We start from the raw sequence: 25150 nt of genomic DNA, 5'->3' as shown, positions 1-25150 counted from the left end.
TTAGTCTATCACTTTAAAGTATCGACAATCATCATGAAGACACAATTTCTTAGCAGCTTCGTTGCTCTGTTTATTTTCGGAGCCATTCACCTGAATGCTCAGTGCGATCACCAACATCATGGGCATATATGTACAAAAGCTTATGCTGCAACAGATCCCTCCGCTCCTCTTACCCCTTACGAATTTGAACGCAGAAACCTCAACGATGATGATATTCTGATAGAGATACTGTATTCGGGTATCTGCCACTCAGATATACATACCGTTAAAGGCGACTGGGGACAAGTAGCCTATCCGCTTGTTCCGGGACATGAGATTGTGGGCAAGGTAGTGAAAGCAGGCAAGAATGTTACTAAGTTCAAAGTCGGAGATTATGCAGGCGTGGGTTGTATGGTCAACTCATGCGGAGAATGTTACTACTGCAAAGCGGGTGAAGAACAATATTGCACTAAAGGGGCTACTTATACCTACAGCAGTAAGGAAGGTGACGGATATACACAAGGCGGATACTCAAACAATATTGTTGTAAGAGAAGCTTTTGCGATAACCATACCGAAAGGTGCTCCGCTCGAAAAAATAGCTCCTCTCCTCTGTGCAGGTATTACTACCTATTCGCCTTTGAAATATAATAAGGTGAAGGCGGGCGATAAGGTTGCCGTTGCGGGTTTTGGAGGATTGGGACATATGGCTGTGCAATATGCCATTAAGATGGGAGCCGAAGTTACTGTATTCGACATTACCGAAGACAAACGTGAGGCTGCCGCCAAACTGGGTGCGGTAAGATATGTAAACACAAAAAATGCAGACGAATCGAAAGGTTTGGAAGGTACATTCGATCTCATTTTGAGCACAATCCCTGTTTCGTTCAGTGTAGAATCGTATCTATCGATGCTAAAAGTAGATGGCACAATGGTTCTGATTGGTGTTCCGGCGATCAAAGACATGCCATCTGTGCAAACTTGGGCTTTGCAAGGACGCAAGAAAATATATGGAACGTTGATCGGCGGTATACGAGAGACACAGGAAATGATGGATTACTCGGTCGCTAACAACATTTACCCGATGGTAGAGATTATACCGATACAACAGGTAAATGAAGCATACAAAAATGTACTGGCCGGAAAAGTTCAATTCCGTTACGTTATAGACATATCATCTTTGAGATAAGAGTTTTGCTGAATTCAATAAGCTTTTTATGCTTGGAGGCTGATAAGGATTTTTCATCCTATCGGCCTTTTTCTATAATGAAGCAAACAGCTGGTGCAATATCGGTATCAGCAATGCAGTCATTACCCCCATCAGACCGATGGCAAGCCCACTCAATGCGCCCTCTATCATCCCCATTTCCATCGCTTTGGCTGTACCTACCCCGTGCGACGAAGCTCCCATCGCCAAGCCTCTGGCAACACTGCTTTTGATACCCAGCAAACGCAAGATAGGAGGTCCGATAATACTTCCGAATATACCGCAGAAAAGCACAATCACCGCCGTAAGCGATACATTACCGCCCGACTGTTGGGCAATACTCATCGCAATGGGTGTAGTCACCGATTTGGGTTCGAGAGAATGGATAAGCATCTGATCGGCTCCTGTTATTCTCGCTAATAGTACCACACTGAGTATCCCTACAATGCTACCCATAAAGATAGAGGTAAGGATGGATATTACATTGCCCTTGAGGTATGCCAACTGCTCGTATAGTATGTAGCCTAACGCCACAACCGAAGGCCCAAGCATAAAGCTAACAAACCGACTGCTCTCTTCGAAAGTCCGGTAATCGATACCTGTCACCTTCAAGAATGCGATAATAATAGCAATGGCAACAATCATAGGGTGCAACAAAGCGATGCGTGTCTTCTTAAAAACCCATTGTCCGAACAGGTAACTGCCAAAAACAAGGAGAAGTGTAAATTCTGTGGATTCAAACAATGCTCTCATTTTCTTCTTCGTTCCATTTGCTGTTGAACAATAGCGACAACCACAATAACCAATACGGTACTCACCGAACAGACGATGAGTATAGACATCCAAAATTTACTGATCACACCATACGCACCCAACAAGCCTGCTCCGGCAGGAATAAAGAATATTGCCATGTTGCGGGTAAACACATTTGCTACGTCTTTTACATTGTCGGGAGAGATAGCCTTGAAGTAAAGACTGAGGAATAATAAAACCATTCCGATGATATTCCCGGGCACGAATCCTTGAATAAGATAACTGATTCCTTGTCCCAAGAAATAAAACAGGAGAATGATAAAGATACCTTTTATCATTTTCATAACGATAACCTTCTAATTAACTCGGGTACAAAGGTAGATGTTTTTTATTGATAAGCTATCAGACCTTACTTTAATTTTTCAGACAGAGTAAACTCCCTAAGTATTATTTAACTATGTCGATTTTAAAGTCATTTCAGAGGCTATAAATATCTATCAAAAACACTTTTATTTAGAAAAAACAAACCTAAAAGCACAAATATTTGTGAACTTTATATTATGTTTGTGCGTTTGTTTGTTAAAAGGGATTTAAAAAGGACACAATAATAACATTAAATAAAAAATTAAAACCAGAACAAATTTTTTAACCGTAGCACATTACAATCTGAAAAAAATAATCAAATCTTAATTTTAAATATTTAAAGTATATTTTATTGTATAATAATTTATTAAATAATTGTATATGAAAAAAGTATTATTCGTTTTTATGTTTGCCTTATTGGCAATCGGAGTGCAAGCACAACAAGGTGAGAAATCAGGCGTTCTTCAAGCCGGTTATCAATCAGACCCGGGTCGTTTAATGATTGGAGCTGAAGGCAGATACAACATCACTAACAATATTCGTATTGCGCCGGATGTAATGTTCTTATTCCCTAAGAATAAAGTTACAGGGCTTGATATTAACGTAAATGCACATTATGTATTTCCATTAGAAAGCAATGTAAGTGTATTTCCTTTAGCAGGTTTGGCAATGTTGAACAATCGCTATTCTGGCGAAAATGGTAGTGGCAGTAAAGGTTTCACAAACTGGGGTTTTAATCTTGGTGGAGGCTTGGAGTATAATCTGAGCAGCAATACTTTCTTAAACCTCGAAATGAAGTATACATTCAGCGATGCTGACCATTTCACTGTAGGATTTGGATATGGTGTTAAGTTCTAAACATCTATAAATAATAAAAAAGGGAGAATCGTTATTCTCCCTTTTTTTGTATCTATTGCTTAACCGTTTATTCTTCAAACAGCTCTAACGAAAAGTTTTCTCCATCGTATACACCATAAGAGAAAAACTTAATCCAATCGCCCAATATCACGACCCTACCTGTAGCAGAGATCATCAGATCGAGCATTATATGCCGATGTCCGAAGATGAAGAAGTTGATATTCGGAGCCAATTTCAAATGATTCTTGGCATAAACCACCAAGTGCTCTTTATCTTCACCAAAATAGTCAGGCATCTCGTCGTTCTCGCGGTTGTGGTTCGACCACCATTGCGCAAAGCCTACCGTCCAACGGGGATGAATAGCAGCATAAGCTTTTCTGCATATTTTGCTATGGAAAATAGAACGTAGAATTTTAAATGATGCGGAATCATCTCCTAAGCCATCTCCATGTGCCAGAAAAAACTTTTTGCCGAATATTTCTTTCACCAAAGGCTGAACATGAACAATCATACCACACTCTTTCTGTAGATAGTCGGTCACCCATATATCGTGATTGCCGATAAAGAAATGCACCTCTATCCCCATGTCTGTAAGCTCGGCTACTTTGCCCAAGAAGCGGACAAATCCGCGTGGAACCACATTCCGGTACTCGAACCAGTAGTCGAAAATATCACCCAGCAGATAAACTGCCTGTGCATCTTGCTTTACCATATCGAGCCAACGACACAGCTTGCGCTCCACCTCATGTTGTGGGAAATAACTTTCTTTGATTTTTACAGATGGCAATGTCATCATCTGTTGCTTATCCATTCTTTTCTTATGAAAAGCAGAACCCAAATGGGCATCGGATAAAAAATAAACTTTCTTTCCCACCGCCTGTGTTTTATAAAAATCCTAACTCAAGTTTTGCCTCTTCGCTAAGCATATCTTTGTTCCACTCGGGCTCGAAAGTAAGATCTACAATCACATTATTGACTCCCGCAACCGATTGTACTTTATATCTTACATCTTCGAGTATAAAATCGGCTGCCGGACAGTTTGGAGCTGTCAGCGTCATTGTGATGGTTACATTTTTATCGTCGTCTATATCCACTTCGTAGATTAGTCCGAGATCGTAAACGTTGACTGGTATTTCCGGGTCGTAAACAGTCTTCAACATGTTTACTATTTTGCTTTCTAATTGTAATAAATCACTCATAATTCATTTTTTGTATGTGAGTTATAAACATTCTTTGGCATATAATGTTTACAATCACCCTCTGTTAGAGGTACAAAAATAATGAAAAAAGATGATTATACGAACATCGCCCGGTTCAAGTCGTATGCAAAATTAGCAACCCAAGAGCCAAAAGATGGTGCTTGCCTGAATCGACCGGTATCGTCGTGCCATATACGAATTATCTGACCCCGCAATCCCCTGTTTGCTGGAGCCATATCTAAACACAAGTGATTGCCTAAACCGTCGTCGGTAAAAGGTATCCACGAGCGACTATGCCACACTTCTTGTACGCCATCGTCTGCATTTGCCATCGCATCATCAAAAGCTCCGGTAGTAGCCAGACGTTGCCAAATAACCCATTCTTCTACAATACGTTCAAGACTCATCAACTCTTCGCCGTTGACGATGCCATACGCATTGGGTATCTGTCCGTTATGTATTTTATAAAATTCTAGAAAATCGATGGGTAACTTTACACCAAGCACAGACTCGGCCCAGCCTATCTGTTCTTGCGTTGCCCCGGGTAGTAATACTGCATCAGGTTTCACGCCTCGTTTCAATAAATAGCTCTCTATACGAGGCCAACTTTCCTCTACAATTGAGTTTTGTGTAATAGCGGTTTTCATCTTTATACTTATTTTGCTCTTCTATATTCTCCCAGTGTCCATATAGCTGTAGTATGAGTTGTCACAAACAATGATATGATCGAGCAGGCGGATATCCATAATATGTCCTGCTTCTTTGAGCCGCTTTGTAATCTGATCATCATCGTCGCTCGGTTGAGTGTTTCCCGAGGGATGATTATGACACAGTACCATAGCCGAGGCTAAGGATTGGATACCTTCTTTCATTATCAGACGGATATCCACTACTGTTGCGGTCAAACCACCTTTACTTATCTGTATATTTTTCACCACTTTATTAGCCCGGTTAAGGAACAAAACCCATACTTCTTCATGCTTTAGGTCTGCTAATATCGGATGAAATATATCATACGCATCTTTACTGGACGTAATTTGCGGACTGACAAGGGCTTCAGACAATTTCCTTCTTTTTCCCAATTCCAGTGCCGCCACTATTGTTATTGCTTTCGCTTCTCCTATTCCTTTAAAATCCTTTATAAGGTCTTTTATTTCCAATTTACCCAGAGTGTTCAGGTTATTGGAAACGCTATGTAAAATCCGTTGGGACAGCTCAACCGCTGTTTCGCTTTTATTGCCCGAACCGATCAGTATACCTAGCAATTCAGCATCAGAAAGTGCCGATACCCCTTTTAACAACATCTTTTCGCGGGGTCGGTCTTCTTCAGCCCAATCCTTAATGTTTAGTTTCGTATTAAGTTTCATGTAGGTTATTTGTCTCCTAGATCCATTCAACTTCAAAAATATACATAAAATTTGAATATAAAATATTTTTCATAAAAAAAATAAGGTCAGTTTTGAAAACTGACCTTATCCTCTATAAAAGTAATAATTACTATGCTTTTACTCTTTCTACATACGAGCCGTCGGCCGTATTAATTTTAATTTTGTCTCCTTCGTTAATAAAGAGTGGAACACGCACCTCAGCCCCTGTTTCTACAGTAGCCGGCTTTAACGTATTGGTTGCAGTATCACCTTTCAGTCCGGGTTCGGTATAAGTTACCAAAAGCACAACGTTCTGAGGCATTTCGGCTGTTAATACAGTTTCTGTTTCGGCATGAACCTGTACCTCTACCATATCTCCTTCTTTAAGAAAAGCCACTCCGGCTATCATATCCCCGGCAAGAGATATTTGTTCGAAAGTTTCGGTATTCATAAAGTTATACCCCATATCGTCCTGATAAAGGAATTGATACGGACGTCTTTCGATACGCACTTCATCCAGTTTCACTCCGGCATTGAATGTTCTTTCAAGAACACGTCCGGTAGTTACACTTCTCATTTTTGTACGTACAAATGCGGCACCTTTACCCGGTTTCACATGAAGGAATTCGATTATTACATAATATTGTCCATCGATATCGATGCACATACCGTTTCTTATATCTGCAGTAGTTGCCATTGATTGTATTTTATTGTTATTATTTTTTTTCGAGTTGCAAAGATAATAAATTACATTTATCAGCCAACAGTTATCAGTTAACAAACAACTTAGAACTTATTACTTTACAAACCCCCTGTTCTTCAACAGATAAATCGGATTAGGTTCTGCGCCTCTGAACTTTTTGTACAATACCATTGGCTCTTCCGATCCGCCTTTCGACAATACGTTTTCACGGAACGATTTTGCAGTTTCCTGATCAAAAATATTTCCTTTTTCTACAAAAGCCTGGAATGCGTCAGAGTCTAAAACTTCAGACCACAAGTAGCTGTAATATCCCGAAGAATAGCCTCCACTGAATACATGTTGGAAATACGTGCTTCTGTATCGAGGGATTATTTCGGAGATCAAGCCGATTTCTTTCATTGCATCCGCTTCAAATTTATCTACGTTCAGCTTTTCAAGACCTTCGCCATGTTTAGGGTCAAAGTTTGGAGAAGAAGCGGTCAGCGTATGCCATTTCATATCCAGAATTGCAGCAGCCACAAGTTCAGTGGTAGCAAATCCCTGATTGAAGTAACCCGCATTCTGAATTTTTTGTATCAGCTCGGCAGGAATTGTTTTACCTGTTTCATAATGTTTTGCATACATCTTCAACACTTCCGGCTCAAATGCCCAGTGCTCCATGATCTGAGAAGGCAGTTCTACAAAGTCGCGAACAACCGATGTGCCCGATACGCCGTTGTAAGTACATTTTGACAACAATCCGTGCAATCCGTGACCGAATTCATGGAACATCGTTTCCACCTGATCGAGTGTCAACAATGCAGGCTTGCCATCTGTTGGAGGATTGTAGTTACCTACGTTGTAGATCAATGGATAAACAAACTCGCCTTTATATACTTCCTGTTTGCGGAAGCTACTCATCCATGCTCCCGGACGCTTGCCCTGACGTGCAAAATCGTCGAAATAAATGATTCCGATAAATGAACCGTCAGCATCACTTACCTCGTATGCTTTTACGTCTTGCTGATATACAGGTATATCTGTTTTCGGCTTGAATGTAATACCATATAGTTTGTTTGCCACAGCAAATACACCTTCACGCACATTATCCGCTTTGAAGTAAGGTTTCAAAGCCTCTTCATCCAATGCGTATTTTTCTTTACGCAGCTTTTCGGCATAGTACCACCAGTCCCACGATTCTATTTTTATATCATGTCCTTCTTTTTTAGCAATAGCTTGAAGTTCGGCAGCCTCTTTTTGAGCTTGCGGCAAAGCATACTTCCATATATTGTTTAGCAACGCCATCACATTATCAGGAGTCTTAGCCATTGTTTCTTCGAGCACATAGTCGGCGTGTGATTTATAGCCAAGCATATTTGCTTTTTCGAGTCTGAGGCTAACAATCTTCTTGATATTTTCTTTGTTGTCGAATTCATTTCCGTTATCACAACGCATATACATCGCCTTATATAGTTTTTCGCGAAGCGCGCGATTGTCGGCATATTGCAAAAACGGCTCCCAGCTTGGTTTGCTCAGACCAAACACCCATTTGCCTTCCAGCCCTTTATCTTTTGCTGTTTTAGCAGCAGCGGCAATTACATCTTCAGGAAGTCCCGAGAGGTCTTCTTTTTTATCAATTACCAATTGGTAACTATCTGTTTCCTTCAACAGGTTCTGATTAAAACTAAGCGATGCGTTGCTCAGCTCTTTGTTGATCTCACGCAAACGTGCTTGCTTCGAGCCATCCAAAAGGATACCCGAACGGACAAAGCCTTTGTATGTTTTATCTAACAACATCTTTTGCTCTGTTGTCAGGGTCTTTACTTGCAGGCTATCGTCGTACACGGTTTTGATACGTGCAAAAAGCTTTTCGTTGAAGTTGATATTATCATAGTGCTCGGTACGTAAAGGCGTAATCTCCTTTTCTATGTTCTGATACACAGAATCGGACATTGTACCTGTCATTACAGAAAATACAGAACCTACCCGATCAAGCATCCGGCCCGACTCGTCCAAAGCCACTACTGTATTTTGGAAAGTAGGTGCTTCGGGGTTATTGATGATAGAATCAATCTCGGCATTATGACGCTTCATTGCTTCTTCGAAAGCAGGCATAAAATGTTCTGCTTTTATTTTATCAAAAGGAGGAACCCCTTCCGGAGTGTCGAATTCGGAAAAGAAAGGATTATCTTTCCCATCCTTATTGCTTGTAGTGTTACAAGAATAAACCATAATTAGAATACTAAGAATAAATAAGATTTTCTTCATACAAATAAGTTAATCGTGTGAATGATTAGATTTTATGACAAAAGTAAGTAAAAATAACGTTAAGGAGAAACATTTAATCGGCTTCCACAATAAAAAACAGCGGAATTAACAGATAATCCGATTAATTTTCTTAAACTTGTATGGTTTATAAAATTTAAGAATCCATGAACAAACTTCTAAGTAGCCGAAACCTCATTTGCACATTTCTGCTAATTAGCATTTTTTCATTCATCCGGTGTGCAGGCAGTATCGAAAGCAAGTTGCAGGCAATAGCTGCCGAGACAAACAAAGATTGCCCTAAGACATTGGATCAGTGGACTCGCCTAGATAAGTGCGTTGCTGTAGGCAGTAGTAATTTTGAGTATCATCTTACCATACTACAAGTGGTGATAAGTGATACCACCACTTTCAAAACACAATTGAAGCCGCAGCTTTTGGAGGTATTGAAAACAAATCCCGACTTAAAAATATTCAGGGATAACGATATTACCGTAAAGTATATATACAACGACCAAAATGGAAAGTATATATTTTCTACAATCATAACACCTCAGGAGTATAAGCAATAAAAAGGATTACAAAATAAAATATGGAAGACAAACAACGCATGTTTCAAAATCCATTTTCTGCAAAAGGACGTATCCGCAGACTAGAATATGGACTTAGTTATCTTATTTATGTAGCATACTATTATACGATTGTCCTCATTCTTGCCTTGTCTGGAATACTTGAGGATGTAAACTGGAGTTTTCTTATCATTTTCCTTCTTTTGATACCAGCCTATTGGTTTTTGATTGCACAAGGAGCGAAAAGATGTCACGACAGAGGTAATAGCGGATGGTTTCAGCTCGTCCCTTTTTATGCTTTTTGGATGCTTTTTGCAGGAAGTGATTATGGCGAAAATGAATATGGGTTTAACCCCAAAGGCGAAGGCAACGAAAGTGTAGAAGATATGATAGACAATATAGGAGTACCCGAACAGGAGTAAAAGAAGATAAAAAAATGATATTAGACAAATTAGAAAACTCAGGAAAATACGAACATCTACACCCGCTGTTTAAAGAGGCATTCGACTATCTGAAATCAATTGATTTCTCGAAAGCCGAACCGACTAAAACAGAGCTGAAAGGCAAAGACCTTTTTGTAATGGTAAGCGACAGTGAACTGAGAGCCGCCGATAAAGCGAAGCCGGAGACACACAACAAATATATAGATATACAGCTGCCAATAAGCAGGCCTGAAACCTTTGGGTGGAAAGCTCGCCAAGACCTGACGCAGCCTATTGGCAACTTTGATGAAGAAAAAGACATTCAGTTCTTTGACGACAAAGTTGAAACACAGATAACAGTCTTACCCGGCAACTTTCTTATATTCTTCCCCGAAGATGGGCATGCCCCTTGCATAGGCGAAGGACAGGTAAGAAAAGTAGTGGTAAAAATAAAAATATAAGTTCCGACCCCGCTTTGGGAGACGAACTGTAATTAACAATTGACAGACATGCTTAAACTCATTAAAAACGACCCTTGGTTAGAACCTTATGCAGCAGCGATAGAAGGCCGTTATGAATACATTCAGAAAAGAGAGGCGGACCTTACCTGCAACGGAAAGATCACTCTTTCTGAATTTGCCTCAGGACACCTGTATTTTGGGCTTCACAAAACAGAAACGTCGTGGATATTCAGAGAATGGGCCCCGAATGCAACCGCTATCTATATGATAGGCGATTTCAACGGCTGGCAAAAAACTGAAGAGTTCAGACTGCAACCAAACGGTAACGGTGAGTGGCAAATAGAACTGCCTCTGGACAAAATAAAACACCACGACCTATACAAACTTATTGTATGTTGGAATGGTGGCGAGGGCGAACGTATCCCCGCATGGACAAACAGAGTAGTGCAAGACCATCAGACACATATATTCAGCGCACAGGTGTGGGACCCGTTGCTGCCTTATGAGTTTCGTACAAAGAAATTTAAGCCCAACACCAACCCCCTTCTGATTTACGAGTGCCATATAGGGATGGCTGTAGAAGACGAAAGAGTGGGTACATACGAAGAGTTCAGAATAAATGTGCTTCCCCGTATCAAAGAAGACGGCTATAATGCTATCCAGATAATGGCAATACAGGAGCATCCGTATTACGGTTCGTTCGGATATCACGTCTCCAGCTTTTTTGCGGCATCTTCACGCTTTGGCACACCCGACGAACTAAAGCACCTGATAGACGATGCGCATGCGATGGGTATAGCCGTGATTATGGATATCGTACACTCGCATGCCGTAAAAAATGAAAAAGAAGGACTGGGACGATTCGATGGATCTTACACCCAATATTTTCATGGAGGCAGCAGGCGCGAACATCCGGCTTGGGATTCATTGATTTTCGACTATGGAAAAAGTCAGGTCATACACTTTCTGCTTTCCAATTGTAAATTTTGGCTTGAGGAATACAACTTCGACGGATTCCGTTTCGATGGCGTTACCTCTATGCTTTATTACTCGCACGGACTGGGAGATAACTTTGGCGGCTATGAGGACTACTACAACGGCAACGAAGACGACGATGCCATTTGCTACCTTACATTGGCAAACAAGCTAATCCACGAAGTACGCCCTAATGCCATTACCATAGCCGAAGAAGTAAGCGGCATGCCGGGACTGGCAACGAAGATAAAAGACGGCGGATACGGCTTCGACTACCGCATGGCGATGAACATACCCGACTACTGGATAAAAATCATCAAAGAGCGAAAAGACGAAGACTGGCATCCTACAAGCATATTCTGGGAACTGACAAATCGCCGTGAGGAAGAGAAAACAATCTCTTACGCCGAGAGCCACGATCAAGCATTGGTAGGCGACAAAACAATAATATTCAGGCTCATAGACTCTGATATGTATTGGTATATGTCGAAGCATTACGGCAGCTCGTATGCCACCGACAGAGGAATAGCGCTGCATAAAATGATACGCCTTGCAACTGCCTCAACGATCAATGGCGGCTACCTCAACTTTATGGGTAACGAATTCGGGCATCCCGAATGGGTAGACTTCCCTCGCGAGGGCAATGGGTGGTCGCACAAGTATGCCCGCAGACAATGGTGGCTGGCAGACAACAAAGACCTGCGCTATCATTATTTGGGCGACTTTGATAAAGCTATGCTTTCGCTTCTAAAATCGGAAAAGAAATTTGAGCAAACACCTATTATAAGATTGTGGGATAAGGACGAAGATCAGGTGCTCGCCTACATGCGTGGCAATCTGATATTTGTTTTCAGTTTCAACCCGAGCCAATCGTTCTACGATTATGGATTCCTTGCTCCCGAAGGAAAATATCAGATGGTGCTCGATACCGACTCTATCGCTTTTGGAGGTAATGGTCTGACGGACGACAGTATAGAACACTTCACTATACATGACGAGCTATATCACAAAGACGAAAAAGGCTGGCTCAAGTTGTATATACCTGCACGTACGGCTTTTGTACTGAGAAAAATAGACTAGCTATCAGATAAAACAAATTGCCTTAAAGGTAGACTCCTTCTACCTTTAAGGCAATTTTCATCTTTCAATCTTCAAAATTTCCACTTCTTTCACCGAATTACATTTCAGTTCATTCTTCGAAAAACCCTTCTTTAAGATTGTATCATAAACATCAACTCCGGGCAGCATATCCAGCCCTCTATCTTCGGCTCTACCGGGAGATAAATAAAAATAAATAGAATCGACCGTAAATGACGCAACCTTCATCAGGCTATATTCATTTTTGTCGTACCTCACATAGTAAACGTCACCCACCTGTGGATTCTCTACCTTGTCTTTTATATCCACTTCGCCGGATATAGCGTTTACTACAACCCATACAAGAATAAAGATGACTACTAGTACGAGCACAGATGGTATAATAAATATCCACCGAGGAGTTCTGAACTGCTTGCGAATGTCATCCGTCACGGAAAATTGTTGAATAGTAAACGATGTTTCGCATGAACAACAAACAGGAATGAAGTGTTTAGTTGTGGGAAATAAAGGAATCTGAAGCAGATGAAAATAACGCTGATACGGCATCATCAGAATAGAATCTACCTTACCACATGCAGGGCATGACTGTCCTGTGTGAATAGGAGAAGCAGACGTTCCCCTTGTTCCAAAAATAAAATTCATAGCATACTCTATTATCGTGTAACTGTAAGTTTGTGTGCTTAGTAAGTTTCTACGAATATATTAAATTTTTATAAATAAAGATTGCACTTATTTAGGTAAATTAAATAATAACGGATAATAATAAAAAGATTGACTATTTTTGTTCTGATTTCTTGAAAAGCATACAATAAACGTAAGCATACTGATCGGAAATCACGAAAATAGATTAATCGCAATCACGGATATTCCGTGTAATCACAAAAATAAATTTTCAACCAAATGAGTTTATACCCATTAAAATTTAAACCTATCCTCAAATCCATCATCTGGGGGGGAGACGAAATATGTAAGTTTAAAAACGTAAGCCCGCTTCAGGAAGGGATCGGCGAAAGCTGGGAAATATCGAGTGTGGAAGGCAACGTTTCGGTAGTGGCCAACGGTGCGTTGGAAAACAAAAGCCTCGACGAAATTATTTCTACATACAAAGAGCAGTTGCTCGGGAAGAAGAATTTCGAAACGTTCGGCACTACATTTCCTTTGCTTATCAAGTTTATAGATGCACGCGACAATCTGTCGATACAGGTACATCCTGACGATGAACTGGCAAAGAAAAGACACAACTCTTTCGGGAAAACCGAAATGTGGTATGTTATCAATGCTGCTCCGGGCGCATTCCTGTATTCGGGATTCGAAAAAGAAATAACTCCCGATGGATATGTAAAAAGCATTGAAGACAATACATTTGTAGATTACCTTGCAAAACATGACGTTAAAAAAGGAGATGTATTCTTCTTGCCTGCCGGACGTGTTCATGCAATCGGTGCGGGAACATTCATCGCCGAAATACAACAAACATCGAACATCACATACCGCATCTACGACTACAACCGCAAAGACGCCAACGGTAACGGACGCGAACTGCATACCGAATTGGCAAAAGATGCTATCGATTATAAATTGTACGACAGCTACCAAACAGCATACACACGCAAGGAAAATCAACCGGTAGAACTGGAATCGTGCAGATACTTCACAACCAATCTGCTTGAGCTTACCAAAGATATTACAAGAGACTATAGTGACAATGACTCATTTGTTGCTTATATTTGTATGGGAGGTGCTTGCAATATACGAGACAATAAAGGCAACGACCTGAGTGTGAAGCAAGGCGAAACAATCCTTATCCCTGCCGACACACAAAGCGTAAGCATCAGCCCCGAAGGCAATGTCCTACTTTTGGAAACATATGTATAGTTAGTTTATAAGATATTTATATAATAACGCGACACCATATTTTCCTTTCCGGGAGTGTATGGTGTCTTTTTTAGAAGAAAAATGAGAGGAGTATTAATAGTAAATACAGGCAGTCCGAAGACATGTGAACGAAAAGATGTAAAATTCTTTATCCGATCGATGCTTTCAGACCCCTATGTGATGACCGTTCCCGATTGGTTTCGACCTATCTTGGTCAACGGAATTATTATTCCGCTCCGTCAGTTCAGCTCTACAGCGCATTATGAACTCATCTGGGACAATTCGCTCGACGACTCACCATTGATACATCAGGCAAAACAATTGTCCGAAAAGCTGGAAGAGCTCACAGGCCTACCCACCGAACCGGCCATGAGATACGGACAGCCCGATACGACTGCCGCACTCGATTACCTGATGAGCAAGAATAACCGATTGCACGAGGTGGTTGTGTTCCCACTGTTTCCACAGTATGCAGAATCATCGTACAAGACAGCCGTAGATCAGGTTGGCAAAGAGTTTTTTAAACGTCCATACCCTTTCAGACTAAAATTTATAGAGCCGTACTTCAATCATCCTGCCTATATTTCTGCTTTAGCCGAAAGTATACGACCATATATCGAAAAAGAATACGACAAAATTATTTTCAGCTTCCACAGCCTGCCGCTCGACCATGTAGAAGAAGGCTGGAAGAAAGGGAAAGAGTTCGACTACGTATATCAAACCAAAGAAACGGTGAGGCTTGTGATCAAGGAGCTGGGTATCGACACGAAGAAAACCCGCCAAACCTACCACTCGGCGATGGGCAAGAAATGGCTGGGCCCCGACTTGGATGAAATAGTAAAAGAACTGGCAGAAGAAGGTCAGAAGAAACTGCTGGTGGTTGCTCCGGGCTTTGCTGCCGACAATCTGGAGACATTATACGATATAGACATAAGGACAAAAGAACTGTTCCTAAAACAAGGAGGTACAGACCTTACATATATCCCTTGCCTCAACAGTGAGCCGCATTGGGTAGAAGCTGTAGCTAAAATAATTTCTTAGATGAAACGTATTTTATTCTTCAATGATGGCATGGAAACAGGCGGAACCGAAAAGTTATTGGTGAGCCTGCTCAATCATCTGGCAGGAAAAGAGTGTGTGATCACGCTTCTTTTGCCAATGCCTTCGGACAAGAATATATTGATCGAAGAAATATCTCAATCCATTACCATAAAGTATATATACAAAGAGAATACATCGTACCTGAAAAAAAAGCTGGGAGAGAATTTTATGGTATTCTTTCCCAGCTTGTTTGCGAAATGGAAAGGCATAAAAGAATCTGACTACGACCAGATCGTTTGTTTCAAAGAAACATTCTTTGCTCGTATATTCAGCAAGATGCAATTACCTAAAATTTTATGGATACACAATATTTTATATAAACGGATATACGAAACAGATTCTTTGCGAGATAAATTCTCGGCATGGCTCAACAAGAAGCAATTAAAGCTTGTGCAAGTGTCATACAACCATTTCGATAAAATAATATGCGTGTCGGATGCAGCCAAAAATGCATACCTCTCGGTGTTGCACAACGAAACAAGCCCCAATCAGGATATACGGGTTTTATACAACGCTATAGACCTTACAAAAGCGATAGAAAAATCGAAACAAACGATAGAAACCCTGCCGCAAGGACAAACCAACTTCATATTACTGACACGCACATCTCCCGAAAAGCGTACCGACAGACTGATTAGTGCAGCAAGGAGGTTAAAAGAAGAAGGGTATGATTTCCATGTATATATAATAGGCGAAGGCATGAATAGCCAATCGATGCAAAATTCCATTGCAATATCACACCTACAGGACACAATCACGCTGAAAGGACGCATTGACAATCCTTTTCCTTACATACTACAGTGCAAGTGGTCGCTATGCGTATCCAAGAGAGAAAGCTTTTCACTCGCCTTACTCGAATCGATGGCACTAAAAACACCTGTGATAACAACCAACTGCGGAGGCCCCGCCGACATTGTAGACGGAGGCAAATACGGTATCCTTGTAGACAATAGCACCGAGGGGGTTTATCAGGGCATGAAGATGGTTTTGGACAACCCTACCCTATCCGTTAAATACAGTGCAGATCTCGACAAGGCTGTTGCCCGATTCGACTATCAGGGCTGGCTGAAAAGCGTGGAAAAACTATTGGCTGTTAATTCATAGCTTTTGGTGTACAAGCAGATAAATGCGCTCGGCTTTTATTAACAATCTGCCTGACTTTTCAACAAAAAATATCTTGTTACACATATTTAACTTCTAAATCCTATTTTTATTTATTTAATTTGTCCTCGGAAATTTTATTATTAACTTTCTCTATGGGTAAAATTATAGCATTAGCTAATCAAAAGGGTGGCGTAGGAAAAACCACCACCACAATCAACTTGGCGGCATCGTTGGCAGCACTCGAAAAAAAGGTACTGGTAGTAGACGCCGACCCTCAAGCAAATGCATCTTCCGGACTTGGGGTAGACATAAAGAAAGTAAACAAAACGATCTATGAATGCCTTATCGGTACAGCATTGCCCAAAGATGCAATCGTAAAGACCGACATAGAACGCCTTGATGTACTGCCTTCGCACATCAATCTGGTAGGAGCCGAACTGGAAATGCTGAATATAGAAAACAGAGAAAAACAACTGGCAGCAGTGTTAGTTCCCATGAAGGCCGATTATGATTTTATACTCATCGACTGCTCTCCGTCATTGGGGCTGATTACAGTAAACGCACTTACAGCGGCAGACTCTATCATCATACCCGTGCAGTGCGAATATTTCGCCCTCGAAGGAATCAGCAAATTACTGAATACAATAAAGATAATAAAGAACAAGCTAAACCCGGCATTGGAAATAGAAGGATTCCTTCTCACGATGTACGATGCCCGTTTGCGTTTGGCAAACCAAATATATGAAGAGGTGAAAAACCACTTCCAAGACTTGGTATTTACTACCGTTATACAGCGAAATATCAAGCTCAGCGAATCGCAAAGTTTCGCTCAGCCGGTATTGGTATATGATGCAGCCTCCAAAGGAGCGATCAATCATATGCAGCTGGCGCAAGAGCTTATTGAGAAAAATTCTTAACTTTGTTTTTCTGTAGAATATATAACTAACAATTATGGCTAAAAAAATGGTTTTAGGAAGAGGACTCGATGCACTGATTGCCATTGACGAAGTAAAGACCGAAGGCTCTTCCTCTATCAACGAAATAGAATTGTCGAAAATACAGGCTAATCCCGATCAGCCAAGACGTATTTTTGATGACGAAGCATTACAAGAGCTTGCATCTTCTATTCGGCAGATAGGTGTTATACAGCCAATTACTTTACGAAAAATAAACGAAGACTCATATCAGATCATAGCCGGAGAGCGTCGCTACAGAGCTTCACTCATGGCCTCCCTGACTACAATCCCTGCATATATAAAAACGGCAGAGGACGAAAATGTGATGGAGATGGCCCTTGTGGAAAATATCCAGCGTGAAGACCTCAACTCGATAGAAATAGCTTTGGCATATCAGAATCTGATAGAAACATATGATCTTACACAGGAACGACTGAGCGAACGTGTGGGAAAGAAAAGGACAACAATAGCCAACTATCTGCGCTTGTTGAAGCTTCCGGCTGAAATACAAATGGGCATCAGAGACAAGAAGATAGATATGGCACACGCCCGCACACTTGTCACTCTCGAAGACCCTGCGGCTCAGCTCGAAGTATACGAACTGATACTTGAAGAAGGACTGTCGGTGCGCAAAGTAGAAGAATACGTAAGAGCTATCAGCAAGGGAGAAAAGCTTGAAGACCTGCTTAAAGAAGAGAAAGCAGTAGAAACCGTAAAAAAAGCGGGGATAAAAAAGGCGACACCCGAAGAATTTGAATTGTTGAAAGACCATTTATCAAAATTCTTTTCTACAAAGGTTCAACTGACTTGCAACGAAAAAGGAAAAGGGAAAATAAGCATCCCTTTCAAGTCGGAAGAAGATCTGGAAAAAATTATAGCTATTTTTGACCAATTAAAAAAATAAAACGAAGTATTCTCCGTAATATCTATATGAGGAAGGGGTTAATAATTGGTTTGTGTTGCGTTTTAGGGAACTTTTGTCTGAGTAGCAATGCTCAGGAGGCACTTCCAAACGATTCTACCATTCTCAAAAATGCACGGCGGGAAGCAAAAGAAAACGCTATCAAGAGTGATACCGTATCTCCGCTGATAAGCGAAAAACCTGTAGTGGTATTAGCCGATTCTATAATTACGATTGGCAAACCTGAGTTTAAGCCTGACTCTAAGAAGGCAGTCTTATACTCGGCTATCTTTCCCGGAGCAGGGCAAATTTATAACCGCAAATACTGGAAACTACCCATTATCTATGGAGGCGCATTAGGGCTTACCTATGCCATAACATGGAATGGAGCACGGTACAACGAGTATTCGCAGGCTTATAAAGACTTGGTATTGGGAACAGGAACGAGCTATCTGAACTTTATCAGTAACAAAGATGTACAAGCAAATAAGCAAGTTTGGATCGATAGATTTAAGCGTCAGAAAGACTTTTTCAGGAGAAATCGCGACTTGGCTATTATTGCTTCGGTTGGAGTATATGCACTATGTATGATCGACGCGTATGTCGATGCTCAATTATATGATTTTGATATGTCTCCGGATCTATCCATGCGGATTGAACCCATGATCTGGATACCGACACCCTATTCTAAAGCCGCTTTCGGGCTTCAATGTATTATAAATTTTTAAACTAAGCAGGGTTCCTATCCCTTGCTATGTATCATAAAAAAACACTTATGCTGAGAAAAATTATATTTACCGGATTTCTTATTGGCTGCTCACTCGCAGTCGTCGGGCAAAGTAATCGCAAATCTCTCGCATTACGCGACACAATCACAGACAATTCGATTGTTTTCCCTGCAGACATGGAGCAAAATTACGACCAGTTGTTGTCTACATGGAGTAAAAATGTTAAATATGGAGACGATTGCAAATCGCTAAGCGACCTGCCAATCATTTTTGACGATTCGATTTACATCCGCCGCTTGTATAGCCTGCCTACCAAGATGGAAATGGTATTCAATCCCGTAGTCAGAAGCTATATAGAAATGTATGCCGGACGTAGAAAAAATCAGGTAAGCTATATGCTGGGTGAAGGAAAGTTTTATTTTCCTCTATTCGAAGAAGCTCTCGACCGTGAAGGATTACCTCTCGAACTAAAATATCTGCCCGTTATAGAATCAGCACTCAATCCTATTGCCCGCTCAAGAGTAGGAGCAACAGGACTTTGGCAATTCATGGCAAGTACCGGAAAGATGTACGATCTGGAGATAAACAGCTTGGTAGACGAACGCCGCGACCCGATGAAGTCGACAAATGCCGCAGCCAAATACCTAAAAGATTTATACTCTATCTATGGCGACTGGAATCTTGTAATTGCTGCATACAACTGCGGACCCGGAAATGTAAACAAAGCCATACGACGCAGTGGCGGACAAACCGATTATTGGGCCATCTACCCTTATCTACCTCGCGAAACAAGAGGATATGTACCTGCATTTATTGCTGCCACATATATAATGAATTATTACAACGATCATAATATCTGCCCTATAGAATGTAGCAATCCGGCATCGATGGACTCATTGATGATTAATAAAAACGTGCACTTCCAGCAAATTGCCGATATAATAAATGTATCTGTTGACGACTTGCGCCAGTTCAACCCTCAGTTTAAGAGCGACATAATACCCGGCGAATACAAAGGATATGCACTGAACCTGCCAATACAAAAGGTATCTGCTTTTATCGAGAACAAGGATACAATATACGCTCATAAGTTTGAAGAACTGATGCCGCACCGCAAAGTTGCAGGATTAGACGTAGTTGGCGGAGGCACATCTGGCTCCAAAACAATTACTTATCGGGTAAAAAGAGGAGACACACTCTCTAAGCTGGCAAGCAAATACGGAGTAACATCCAATCAGATAAAACAATGGAATAGCCTATCGTCTAACAAACTGACAGTAGGCAGACGCCTGAAAATATATCGTGAAGTTCCGCAAAAGGCAGAACAACAATCAGGCGAAGCAGTATTGGCATCCAATACCCAAAGCTCGGACAACACTAGCAATAAGTCGGTAAATACCGTCAAAAAAACCGAAGCTAAAACAGTAACTTCATACTACAAAATTCGCAGAGGTGATACTTGGGCAGGGATAGCAAAAAAGAACGGAACAAGAGTGGCTCAGCTAAAGAAATGGAACAATATAAAAAGTAATAGCCTGATAGCCGGTAAGCAACTAAAGATTCAGAAAACGAAATATATTGAGGTAGAAGAAGAAGTAGCTGTGCAAAATAAACTGAGTGAGCCAATATTGCCAACAGTAGAAATAGATACAGCCTTTACAGCATCACTCTTCGATACCTACCTGAAAAAAGTAGGAACAGAACGAGACGAATCTCAGCTTCCTCGTGTACGCATAGCTTCAGACGATGAAGACGATGAAGATGACAACTCTACTGCTAAAGAAACCCGCTCGGCAGGTGAATCCAAAATTATATACCACAAAGTAAGAATTGGAGAAACCATTACACAGATAGCTTCACGCTATAATGTAACAAAAAAGGAGATCATAACTTGGAATAAGCTGTCATCGAATGTAGCAAAGGTTGGACAACGATTATTGATCATTCTTCCCGACAGCAGAACCGAAGGTGCATCTAATATCAAAGCCCAACAGCCAACAAAAGACGAAACGCTTACAGCCGGCAACTAATAAGGAAATAAAACATTATTGTTAAAACCACTTTATTGCAACACTCTTGCTGTTAATTATCGTTGAATTTATTATTTTTGTATCCTTACTGAATATTTATGGGTAAAGAGGATACACATACGAATGATGATTTAGCCATCGAGTCGGAATTTAACGGTCTGATCGATGATTATCTTAAGACGAACCACAGGCGCAAGGTAGAAATTATAACCAAAGCTTTCCTTCTGGCAAAGGAGGCTCACAAAGGAGCCCGTCGCCGTTCGGGAGAGCCATATATTATGCACCCGATAGCCGTCGCACGCATTGTGTGCGGTGAGATAGGGCTGGGTTCCACATCCATCTGTGCGGCATTGCTGCACGACGTGGTAGAAGATACCGAATATACAGTAGAAGATATAAAAGTTCTCTTTGGCGAAAAAATAGCTCAGATTGTAGACGGGCTTACAAAGATATCGAGTGGCATGTTTGGGGAGAATGTTTCGGCACAAGCCGAGAACTTCAGGAAACTGCTGCTTACCATGTCGGACGATATCCGTGTTATTCTGGTCAAGATAGCCGACCGCCTGCACAACATGCGCACATTGGGGTCTATGGCGCCGGCCAAGCAATACAAGATAGCCGGAGAAACCATGTTTATTTATGCTCCCCTCGCCCATCGCTTAGGACTATTTGCCATAAAAACAGAACTTGAAGAACTCAGCTTCAAATGGGAAAACCCACAAATATATCAGGAAATATCATCCAAACTTCAAGAAACACACCTCTCCAGAAAAGACCTCTACGAGCATTTTGCACAACCGGTTATAGAAAAACTGAATGAGCTTGGATTCAAATACGAAATCAGGGCTCGAGACAAATCAGTATATTCTATCTGGAATAAGATGCAAGCCAAAGGTGTGCCATTCGAGGAGATATACGATATATTCGCTGTCCGCATCATTTTCGAAAACGAACTCGGTGTAGACGAGAAAAAGCGATGTTGGGATATATATTCCGTCATAACAGATATTTATAAGCTTCGCCCCGATCGTATCCGAGACTGGGTAAGCCGCCCTAAAGCCAACGGTTATCAGGCGCTGCACCTCACCGTAATGGGACCCGACGGGCAGTGGGTAGAAATACAAATCCGCAGCCGCCGCATGGACGATGTAGCCGAAAAAGGATTTGCGGCACATTGGAAATACAAAGAAGGTAAAATAGAAGAAGATACCGAGCTAGACAAATGGCTGAAAACCATTCAGGAAATACTGGAAAGCCCAAGCCCCAATGCTTTGGACTTTCTGGATACAATAAAGCTTAATCTTTTTTCACAAGAAATATTCGTGTTCACCCCAAAAGGTGAAATCAGGACACTGGCGCAGGGAGCGACAGCTTTAGACTTTGCTTACGATCTGCACTCCGATATCGGAGACCATTGCATCGGCGCCAAAGTAAATCATAAGCTCGTTCCGCTGAGTGAGAAGCTAAAAAGTGGAGATCAGGTAGAAATACTTACATCGAAATCGCAGATTCCTAAGCTGGAATGGCTAAGTATCGTTACTACTGCCAAAGCCCGCACAAAGGTAGAATATGCTCTGCGAAAACTGAAAAGGGACATCGCCAAGCAAGGAGAGGAAATGCTTTACAAAAGCACCGAAGGCTCAACGATAGAAATTACGCAGCCCATCCTCGACAAAATGATGGACTACTATCAGAAAACGAATAAAGAAGACCTTTTCTATGCTATCGGCAACCAAGAAATAGCACTGCCTCAGAAAATAGAAAAGCTACTGACCCTAAAAAGGCAAAACCCTAACAATGGCATATTCAGCTACATGAAACAAGCATTGCATGTAGGCAAAAAGATAGGGAAAGCAGAAACAAAAATATCGGAGAACGAGCCGATTGATCCTAAAAAAACATATATCCTCGAAGAAGATTCTTTCAACAAGAATTTTATAATGCCAACCTGCTGCAACCCTATTCCGGGCGACAAGGTAATCGGATATATTACAGATAACAACGAAGTAGAAGTACACAGCATAAACTGCCCCGTAGCACTCAAGTTAAAAGCCAGCCACGGCAACAGGATTGTAAACCTCGAATGGGGTAGCTATACACAATTTCCGTTCATTTCGGCCATCACCATAAACGGTATCGACCGCATAGGAATGCTCAATGACATCACAAAAGTGATCACTGCCGGATCGCTGAATATCAAGAATATGAGCATAGAATCCAACGATGGTGTATTTGAAGGGCGCATCGTGGTAAACGTTCACGATGTGAACGACTTGCAGGCATTATGCGCACGCTTAGCCAAAATAAAGGGAGTAAAAGCCGTTAACAGGAAGCAAATCGGTGGGGAATATACTCAACCTGTATAAATAAAAAATCTTAAGATCAAGATATTCGCTTCCAAAATTTGGAAAAAAAAATAAAATTCCCTAATTTTGTATCCGAAATACAAAAGGGAGAGAAGGAGGCTATGGCTTCCTTTTTTTATTACTTGGTAAAAAGATGATAGAAAAAGAACTCATTAAAGATATCACAGAGAAATATCTCGAAGGAACAACAATGTTTCTTGTAGATGTAGTGGTAAAGCCCGGCAATGCTATCGTTGTAGAAGTAGACAGCGACGAAGGTGTAAGCATTGACGACTGCATTGCATTGAGCCGTAATATAGAATCGCATCTGGACAGGGATGCCGAAGATTTTGAGCTCGAAGTAGGATCGGCAGGTATTACTTCTCCTCTGAAAATACCACGCCAGTACAAGAAAAATATTGGTAACGAAGTGGAAGTGCTGACGAAGAAAGGACAAAAACTTTCGGGTGTACTCAAATCGTGCGACGATAATTCTTTTGTAATTACCGTTACCAAGATGGTGAAACCCGATGGAGGGAAAAAGAAAGTTGCAGTAGACGAAGATTTCTCTTTTGTTTATCAAGACGTAAAACATACAAAATATTTAATAAGATTTAAATAACAACCATGGCTAAGAAAGAAACTATCAATCTAATTGATACATTTTCAGAATTTAAAGAACTGAAGAGCATAGACAGAATGACTATGATCAGTGTGCTCGAAGACTCTTTCCGCAATGTAATAGCAAAACTGTTTGGGTCGAATGATAATTATGACGTAATCATCAACCCCGACAAAGGAGACCTTGAGATATGGCGCAACCGTGTCATCGTAGAAGACGATCAATTAGAGGATGATAATACAGAAATTGCACTTTCGGAAGCCAAAAAGATAGACGAAGACTTTGAGGTAGGAGAAGAAGTGACAGACGAAGTGTTTTTCGAAGACTTCGGACGTCGTGCCATCCTTAACCTTCGCCAGACGTTGACATCCAAAATACTTGAGCTGCAAAAAGAAAGCTTATACAACCGTTACAAAGAGAAGATAGGCGAAATCGTATCGGGTGAAGTTTACCAGATATGGAAAAAAGAAATCCTGCTGCTCGATGACGAAAAAGAAGAACTCCTTTTACCTAAAACAGAGCAGATCCCTAGCGACTTTTTCCGCAAAGGCGAGCATGTTCGTGCAGTAGTAGAAAGAGTTGACAATAAGAACAACAATCCGAAGATTATTTTATCAAGAACTTCACCGACATTCCTCGAAAGATTGCTCGAGCTCGAAGTTCCTGAAATAAACGACGGACTGATCACAATAAAAAACATAGCCCGCATACCGGGAGAAAGAGCCAAAGTAGCCGTAGAGTCGTACGACGAGCGCATCGACCCTGTGGGTGCCTGCGTGGGTATGAAAGGATCGCGTATACATGGAATCGTGAGAGAGTTGCGTAACGAAAACATCGACATTATCAACTATACGTCGAATATGAACCTGTATATACAACGTGCTCTTAGCCCTGCCAAAATAACTTCGGTGAAGATCAACGAAGAAGAAAAACGTGCAGAAGTATTGTTGCGTCCCGAAGAAGTATCACTTGCTATCGGTAAGGGCGGTTTCAATATCAAGCTGGCCAGTATGCTTACCGGATACACGATAGATGTGTACCGCGACATCGACGACTTCGACGAAGAAGATATCTACTTGGACGAGTTCCGCGACGAAATCGACGGATGGGTTATCGATCAATTGAAAAAAATTGGTTGTGTTACAGCTAAAAACGTGTTGGCTACCGACAGAGACAAACTCATACAGGAAGCCGACCTTGAAGAAAACACTGTAGACGAAGTACTCAATATTTTACGTGCCGAATTTGATGATGAAGCTTAAGCTTTATTTGGTGATTAGCTGATTTCTTA

At 41.2% G+C, this 25150-nt stretch carries 24 protein-coding genes and 1 pseudogene; 16 read left to right on the top strand and 9 right to left on the bottom strand.

The genetic code is table 11. The features are described from left to right. The first annotated feature begins 33 nt into the window (after nt 1-33). Nucleotides 34-1167, top strand: coding sequence for an NAD(P)-dependent alcohol dehydrogenase (locus tag QOX35_RS03705; RefSeq protein WP_283685836.1), 1134 nt, complete (start codon nt 34-36; stop codon nt 1165-1167). Nucleotides 1168-1239: 72 nt separating this feature from the next. On the opposite strand, the gene QOX35_RS03700 is transcribed toward QOX35_RS03705, so the two are convergent. Then, entirely contained in the window at nt 1240-1938 is a 699-nt protein-coding gene (locus tag QOX35_RS03700) for an LrgB family protein (protein ID WP_283685835.1), read from the bottom strand. Continuing rightward, nucleotides 1935-2282 carry a CidA/LrgA family protein gene (locus QOX35_RS03695; protein WP_252638536.1) on the bottom strand — a complete coding sequence of 116 codons (348 nt, stop codon included), beginning with the start codon at nt 2280-2282 and terminating at the stop codon, nt 1935-1937. The genes QOX35_RS03700 and QOX35_RS03695 overlap by 4 nt, the downstream gene beginning before the upstream one ends. A gap of 400 nt (nt 2283-2682) precedes the next feature. Between QOX35_RS03695 and QOX35_RS03690 the strand changes: the two genes are divergently transcribed. Next, nucleotides 2683-3159 (top strand): outer membrane protein, encoded by a 477-nt coding sequence (locus QOX35_RS03690; RefSeq protein ID WP_283685834.1) that lies wholly within the window; start codon nt 2683-2685, stop codon nt 3157-3159. A 67-nt stretch (nt 3160-3226) separates the two neighbouring features. Here QOX35_RS03690 and QOX35_RS03685 read toward each other — a convergent pair whose 3' ends face one another. The 6 genes from QOX35_RS03685 to QOX35_RS03660 form a co-directional block, all read right to left on the bottom strand. Next, a complete protein-coding gene (locus tag QOX35_RS03685) occupies nt 3227-3970 on the bottom strand; it encodes a UDP-2,3-diacylglucosamine diphosphatase (RefSeq protein WP_349630694.1) in 744 nt (247 codons plus the stop codon). Between the two features lie 73 nt (nt 3971-4043). Then, nucleotides 4044-4358, bottom strand: coding sequence for a metal-sulfur cluster assembly factor (locus QOX35_RS03680; RefSeq protein WP_006843372.1), 315 nt, complete (start codon nt 4356-4358; stop codon nt 4044-4046). A gap of 95 nt (nt 4359-4453) precedes the next feature. Continuing rightward, complete coding sequence (locus QOX35_RS03675; RefSeq protein WP_283685832.1) at nt 4454-5005, bottom strand: SMI1/KNR4 family protein; 552 nt, start codon at nt 5003-5005, stop codon at nt 4454-4456. A gap of 21 nt (nt 5006-5026) precedes the next feature. Further along, a complete protein-coding gene (radC, locus tag QOX35_RS03670) occupies nt 5027-5725 on the bottom strand; it encodes a RadC family protein (protein ID WP_283685831.1) in 699 nt (232 codons plus the stop codon). A 130-nt stretch (nt 5726-5855) separates the two neighbouring features. After that, a complete protein-coding gene (gene efp, locus QOX35_RS03665; RefSeq protein WP_006843375.1) occupies nt 5856-6422 on the bottom strand; it encodes an elongation factor P in 567 nt (188 codons plus the stop codon). A gap of 99 nt (nt 6423-6521) precedes the next feature. Then, on the bottom strand, nt 6522-8675 hold the full coding sequence (locus QOX35_RS03660) for a M3 family metallopeptidase (RefSeq protein WP_283685830.1): 2154 nt from the start codon (nt 8673-8675) through the stop codon (nt 6522-6524). A gap of 164 nt (nt 8676-8839) precedes the next feature. Between QOX35_RS03660 and QOX35_RS03655 the strand changes: the two genes are divergently transcribed. From QOX35_RS03655 to QOX35_RS03640, 4 genes are read left to right on the top strand one after another with little or no spacing between them, the layout of a single operon-like run. Next, a complete protein-coding gene (locus QOX35_RS03655; RefSeq protein ID WP_283685829.1) occupies nt 8840-9244 on the top strand; it encodes a DUF8479 domain-containing protein in 405 nt (134 codons plus the stop codon). A gap of 20 nt (nt 9245-9264) precedes the next feature. Next, on the top strand, nt 9265-9663 hold the full coding sequence (locus QOX35_RS03650; RefSeq protein WP_283685828.1) for a DUF805 domain-containing protein: 399 nt from the start codon (nt 9265-9267) through the stop codon (nt 9661-9663). Nucleotides 9664-9677: 14 nt separating this feature from the next. After that, on the top strand, nt 9678-10124 hold the full coding sequence (locus QOX35_RS03645; RefSeq protein WP_283685827.1) for a NanQ anomerase/TabA/YiaL family protein: 447 nt from the start codon (nt 9678-9680) through the stop codon (nt 10122-10124). 48 nt (nt 10125-10172) lie between these two features. Then, the gene (locus QOX35_RS03640; protein ID WP_283685826.1) at nt 10173-12179 is read left to right on the top strand and encodes an alpha amylase C-terminal domain-containing protein; all 2007 of its coding nucleotides are present in this window, start codon (nt 10173-10175) and stop codon (nt 12177-12179) included. 57 nt (nt 12180-12236) lie between these two features. Here the strand turns inward: QOX35_RS03640 and QOX35_RS03635 are convergent, their stop codons facing one another. Next, the gene (locus QOX35_RS03635; RefSeq protein ID WP_283685825.1) at nt 12237-12839 is read right to left on the bottom strand and encodes a hypothetical protein; all 603 of its coding nucleotides are present in this window, start codon (nt 12837-12839) and stop codon (nt 12237-12239) included. Nucleotides 12840-13097: 258 nt separating this feature from the next. Between QOX35_RS03635 and QOX35_RS03630 the strand changes: the two genes are divergently transcribed. The 10 genes and pseudogenes from QOX35_RS03630 (at nt 13098) to nusA (ending at nt 25121) form a co-directional block, all read left to right on the top strand. Continuing rightward, nucleotides 13098-14072: a type I phosphomannose isomerase catalytic subunit gene (locus tag QOX35_RS03630; RefSeq protein ID WP_135104733.1), complete on the top strand. Its 975-nt coding sequence runs from the start codon at nt 13098-13100 to the stop codon at nt 14070-14072. 81 nt (nt 14073-14153) lie between these two features. Continuing rightward, nucleotides 14154-15113, top strand: coding sequence for a ferrochelatase (hemH, locus tag QOX35_RS03625; protein ID WP_135104732.1), 960 nt, complete (start codon nt 14154-14156; stop codon nt 15111-15113). Then, nucleotides 15114-16277 carry a glycosyltransferase gene (locus QOX35_RS03620; protein WP_283685824.1) on the top strand — a complete coding sequence of 388 codons (1164 nt, stop codon included), beginning with the start codon at nt 15114-15116 and terminating at the stop codon, nt 16275-16277. A 152-nt stretch (nt 16278-16429) separates the two neighbouring features. Next, nucleotides 16430-17194 carry a ParA family protein gene (locus tag QOX35_RS03615; RefSeq protein WP_135104730.1) on the top strand — a complete coding sequence of 255 codons (765 nt, stop codon included), beginning with the start codon at nt 16430-16432 and terminating at the stop codon, nt 17192-17194. Between the two features lie 34 nt (nt 17195-17228). Continuing rightward, a complete protein-coding gene (locus tag QOX35_RS03610) occupies nt 17229-18137 on the top strand; it encodes a ParB/RepB/Spo0J family partition protein (protein ID WP_135104729.1) in 909 nt (302 codons plus the stop codon). 26 nt (nt 18138-18163) lie between these two features. Next, nucleotides 18164-18862, top strand: coding sequence for a DUF5683 domain-containing protein (locus QOX35_RS03605; protein ID WP_135104728.1), 699 nt, complete (start codon nt 18164-18166; stop codon nt 18860-18862). A gap of 26 nt (nt 18863-18888) precedes the next feature. After that, a pseudogene (locus tag QOX35_RS16465) lies at nt 18889-20166 on the top strand (lytic transglycosylase domain-containing protein); the annotation flags it as partial. Nucleotides 20167-20990: 824 nt separating this feature from the next. Next, complete coding sequence (locus QOX35_RS03595; protein ID WP_135104726.1) at nt 20991-23258, top strand: RelA/SpoT family protein; 2268 nt, start codon at nt 20991-20993, stop codon at nt 23256-23258. 133 nt (nt 23259-23391) lie between these two features. Beyond that, complete coding sequence (gene rimP, locus QOX35_RS03590) at nt 23392-23859, top strand: ribosome assembly cofactor RimP (protein ID WP_283685822.1); 468 nt, start codon at nt 23392-23394, stop codon at nt 23857-23859. 5 nt (nt 23860-23864) lie between these two features. Then, nucleotides 23865-25121, top strand: coding sequence for a transcription termination factor NusA (nusA, locus tag QOX35_RS03585; protein ID WP_135104724.1), 1257 nt, complete (start codon nt 23865-23867; stop codon nt 25119-25121). The last annotated feature ends 29 nt before the right edge of the window (nt 25122-25150 follow it).

Source organism: Dysgonomonas sp. Marseille-Q5470, from assembly GCF_951230145.1.
In the GTDB taxonomy this organism is placed as follows: domain Bacteria; phylum Bacteroidota; class Bacteroidia; order Bacteroidales; family Dysgonomonadaceae; genus Dysgonomonas.
This window is presented reverse-complemented; position numbering and strand designations above follow the sequence as displayed.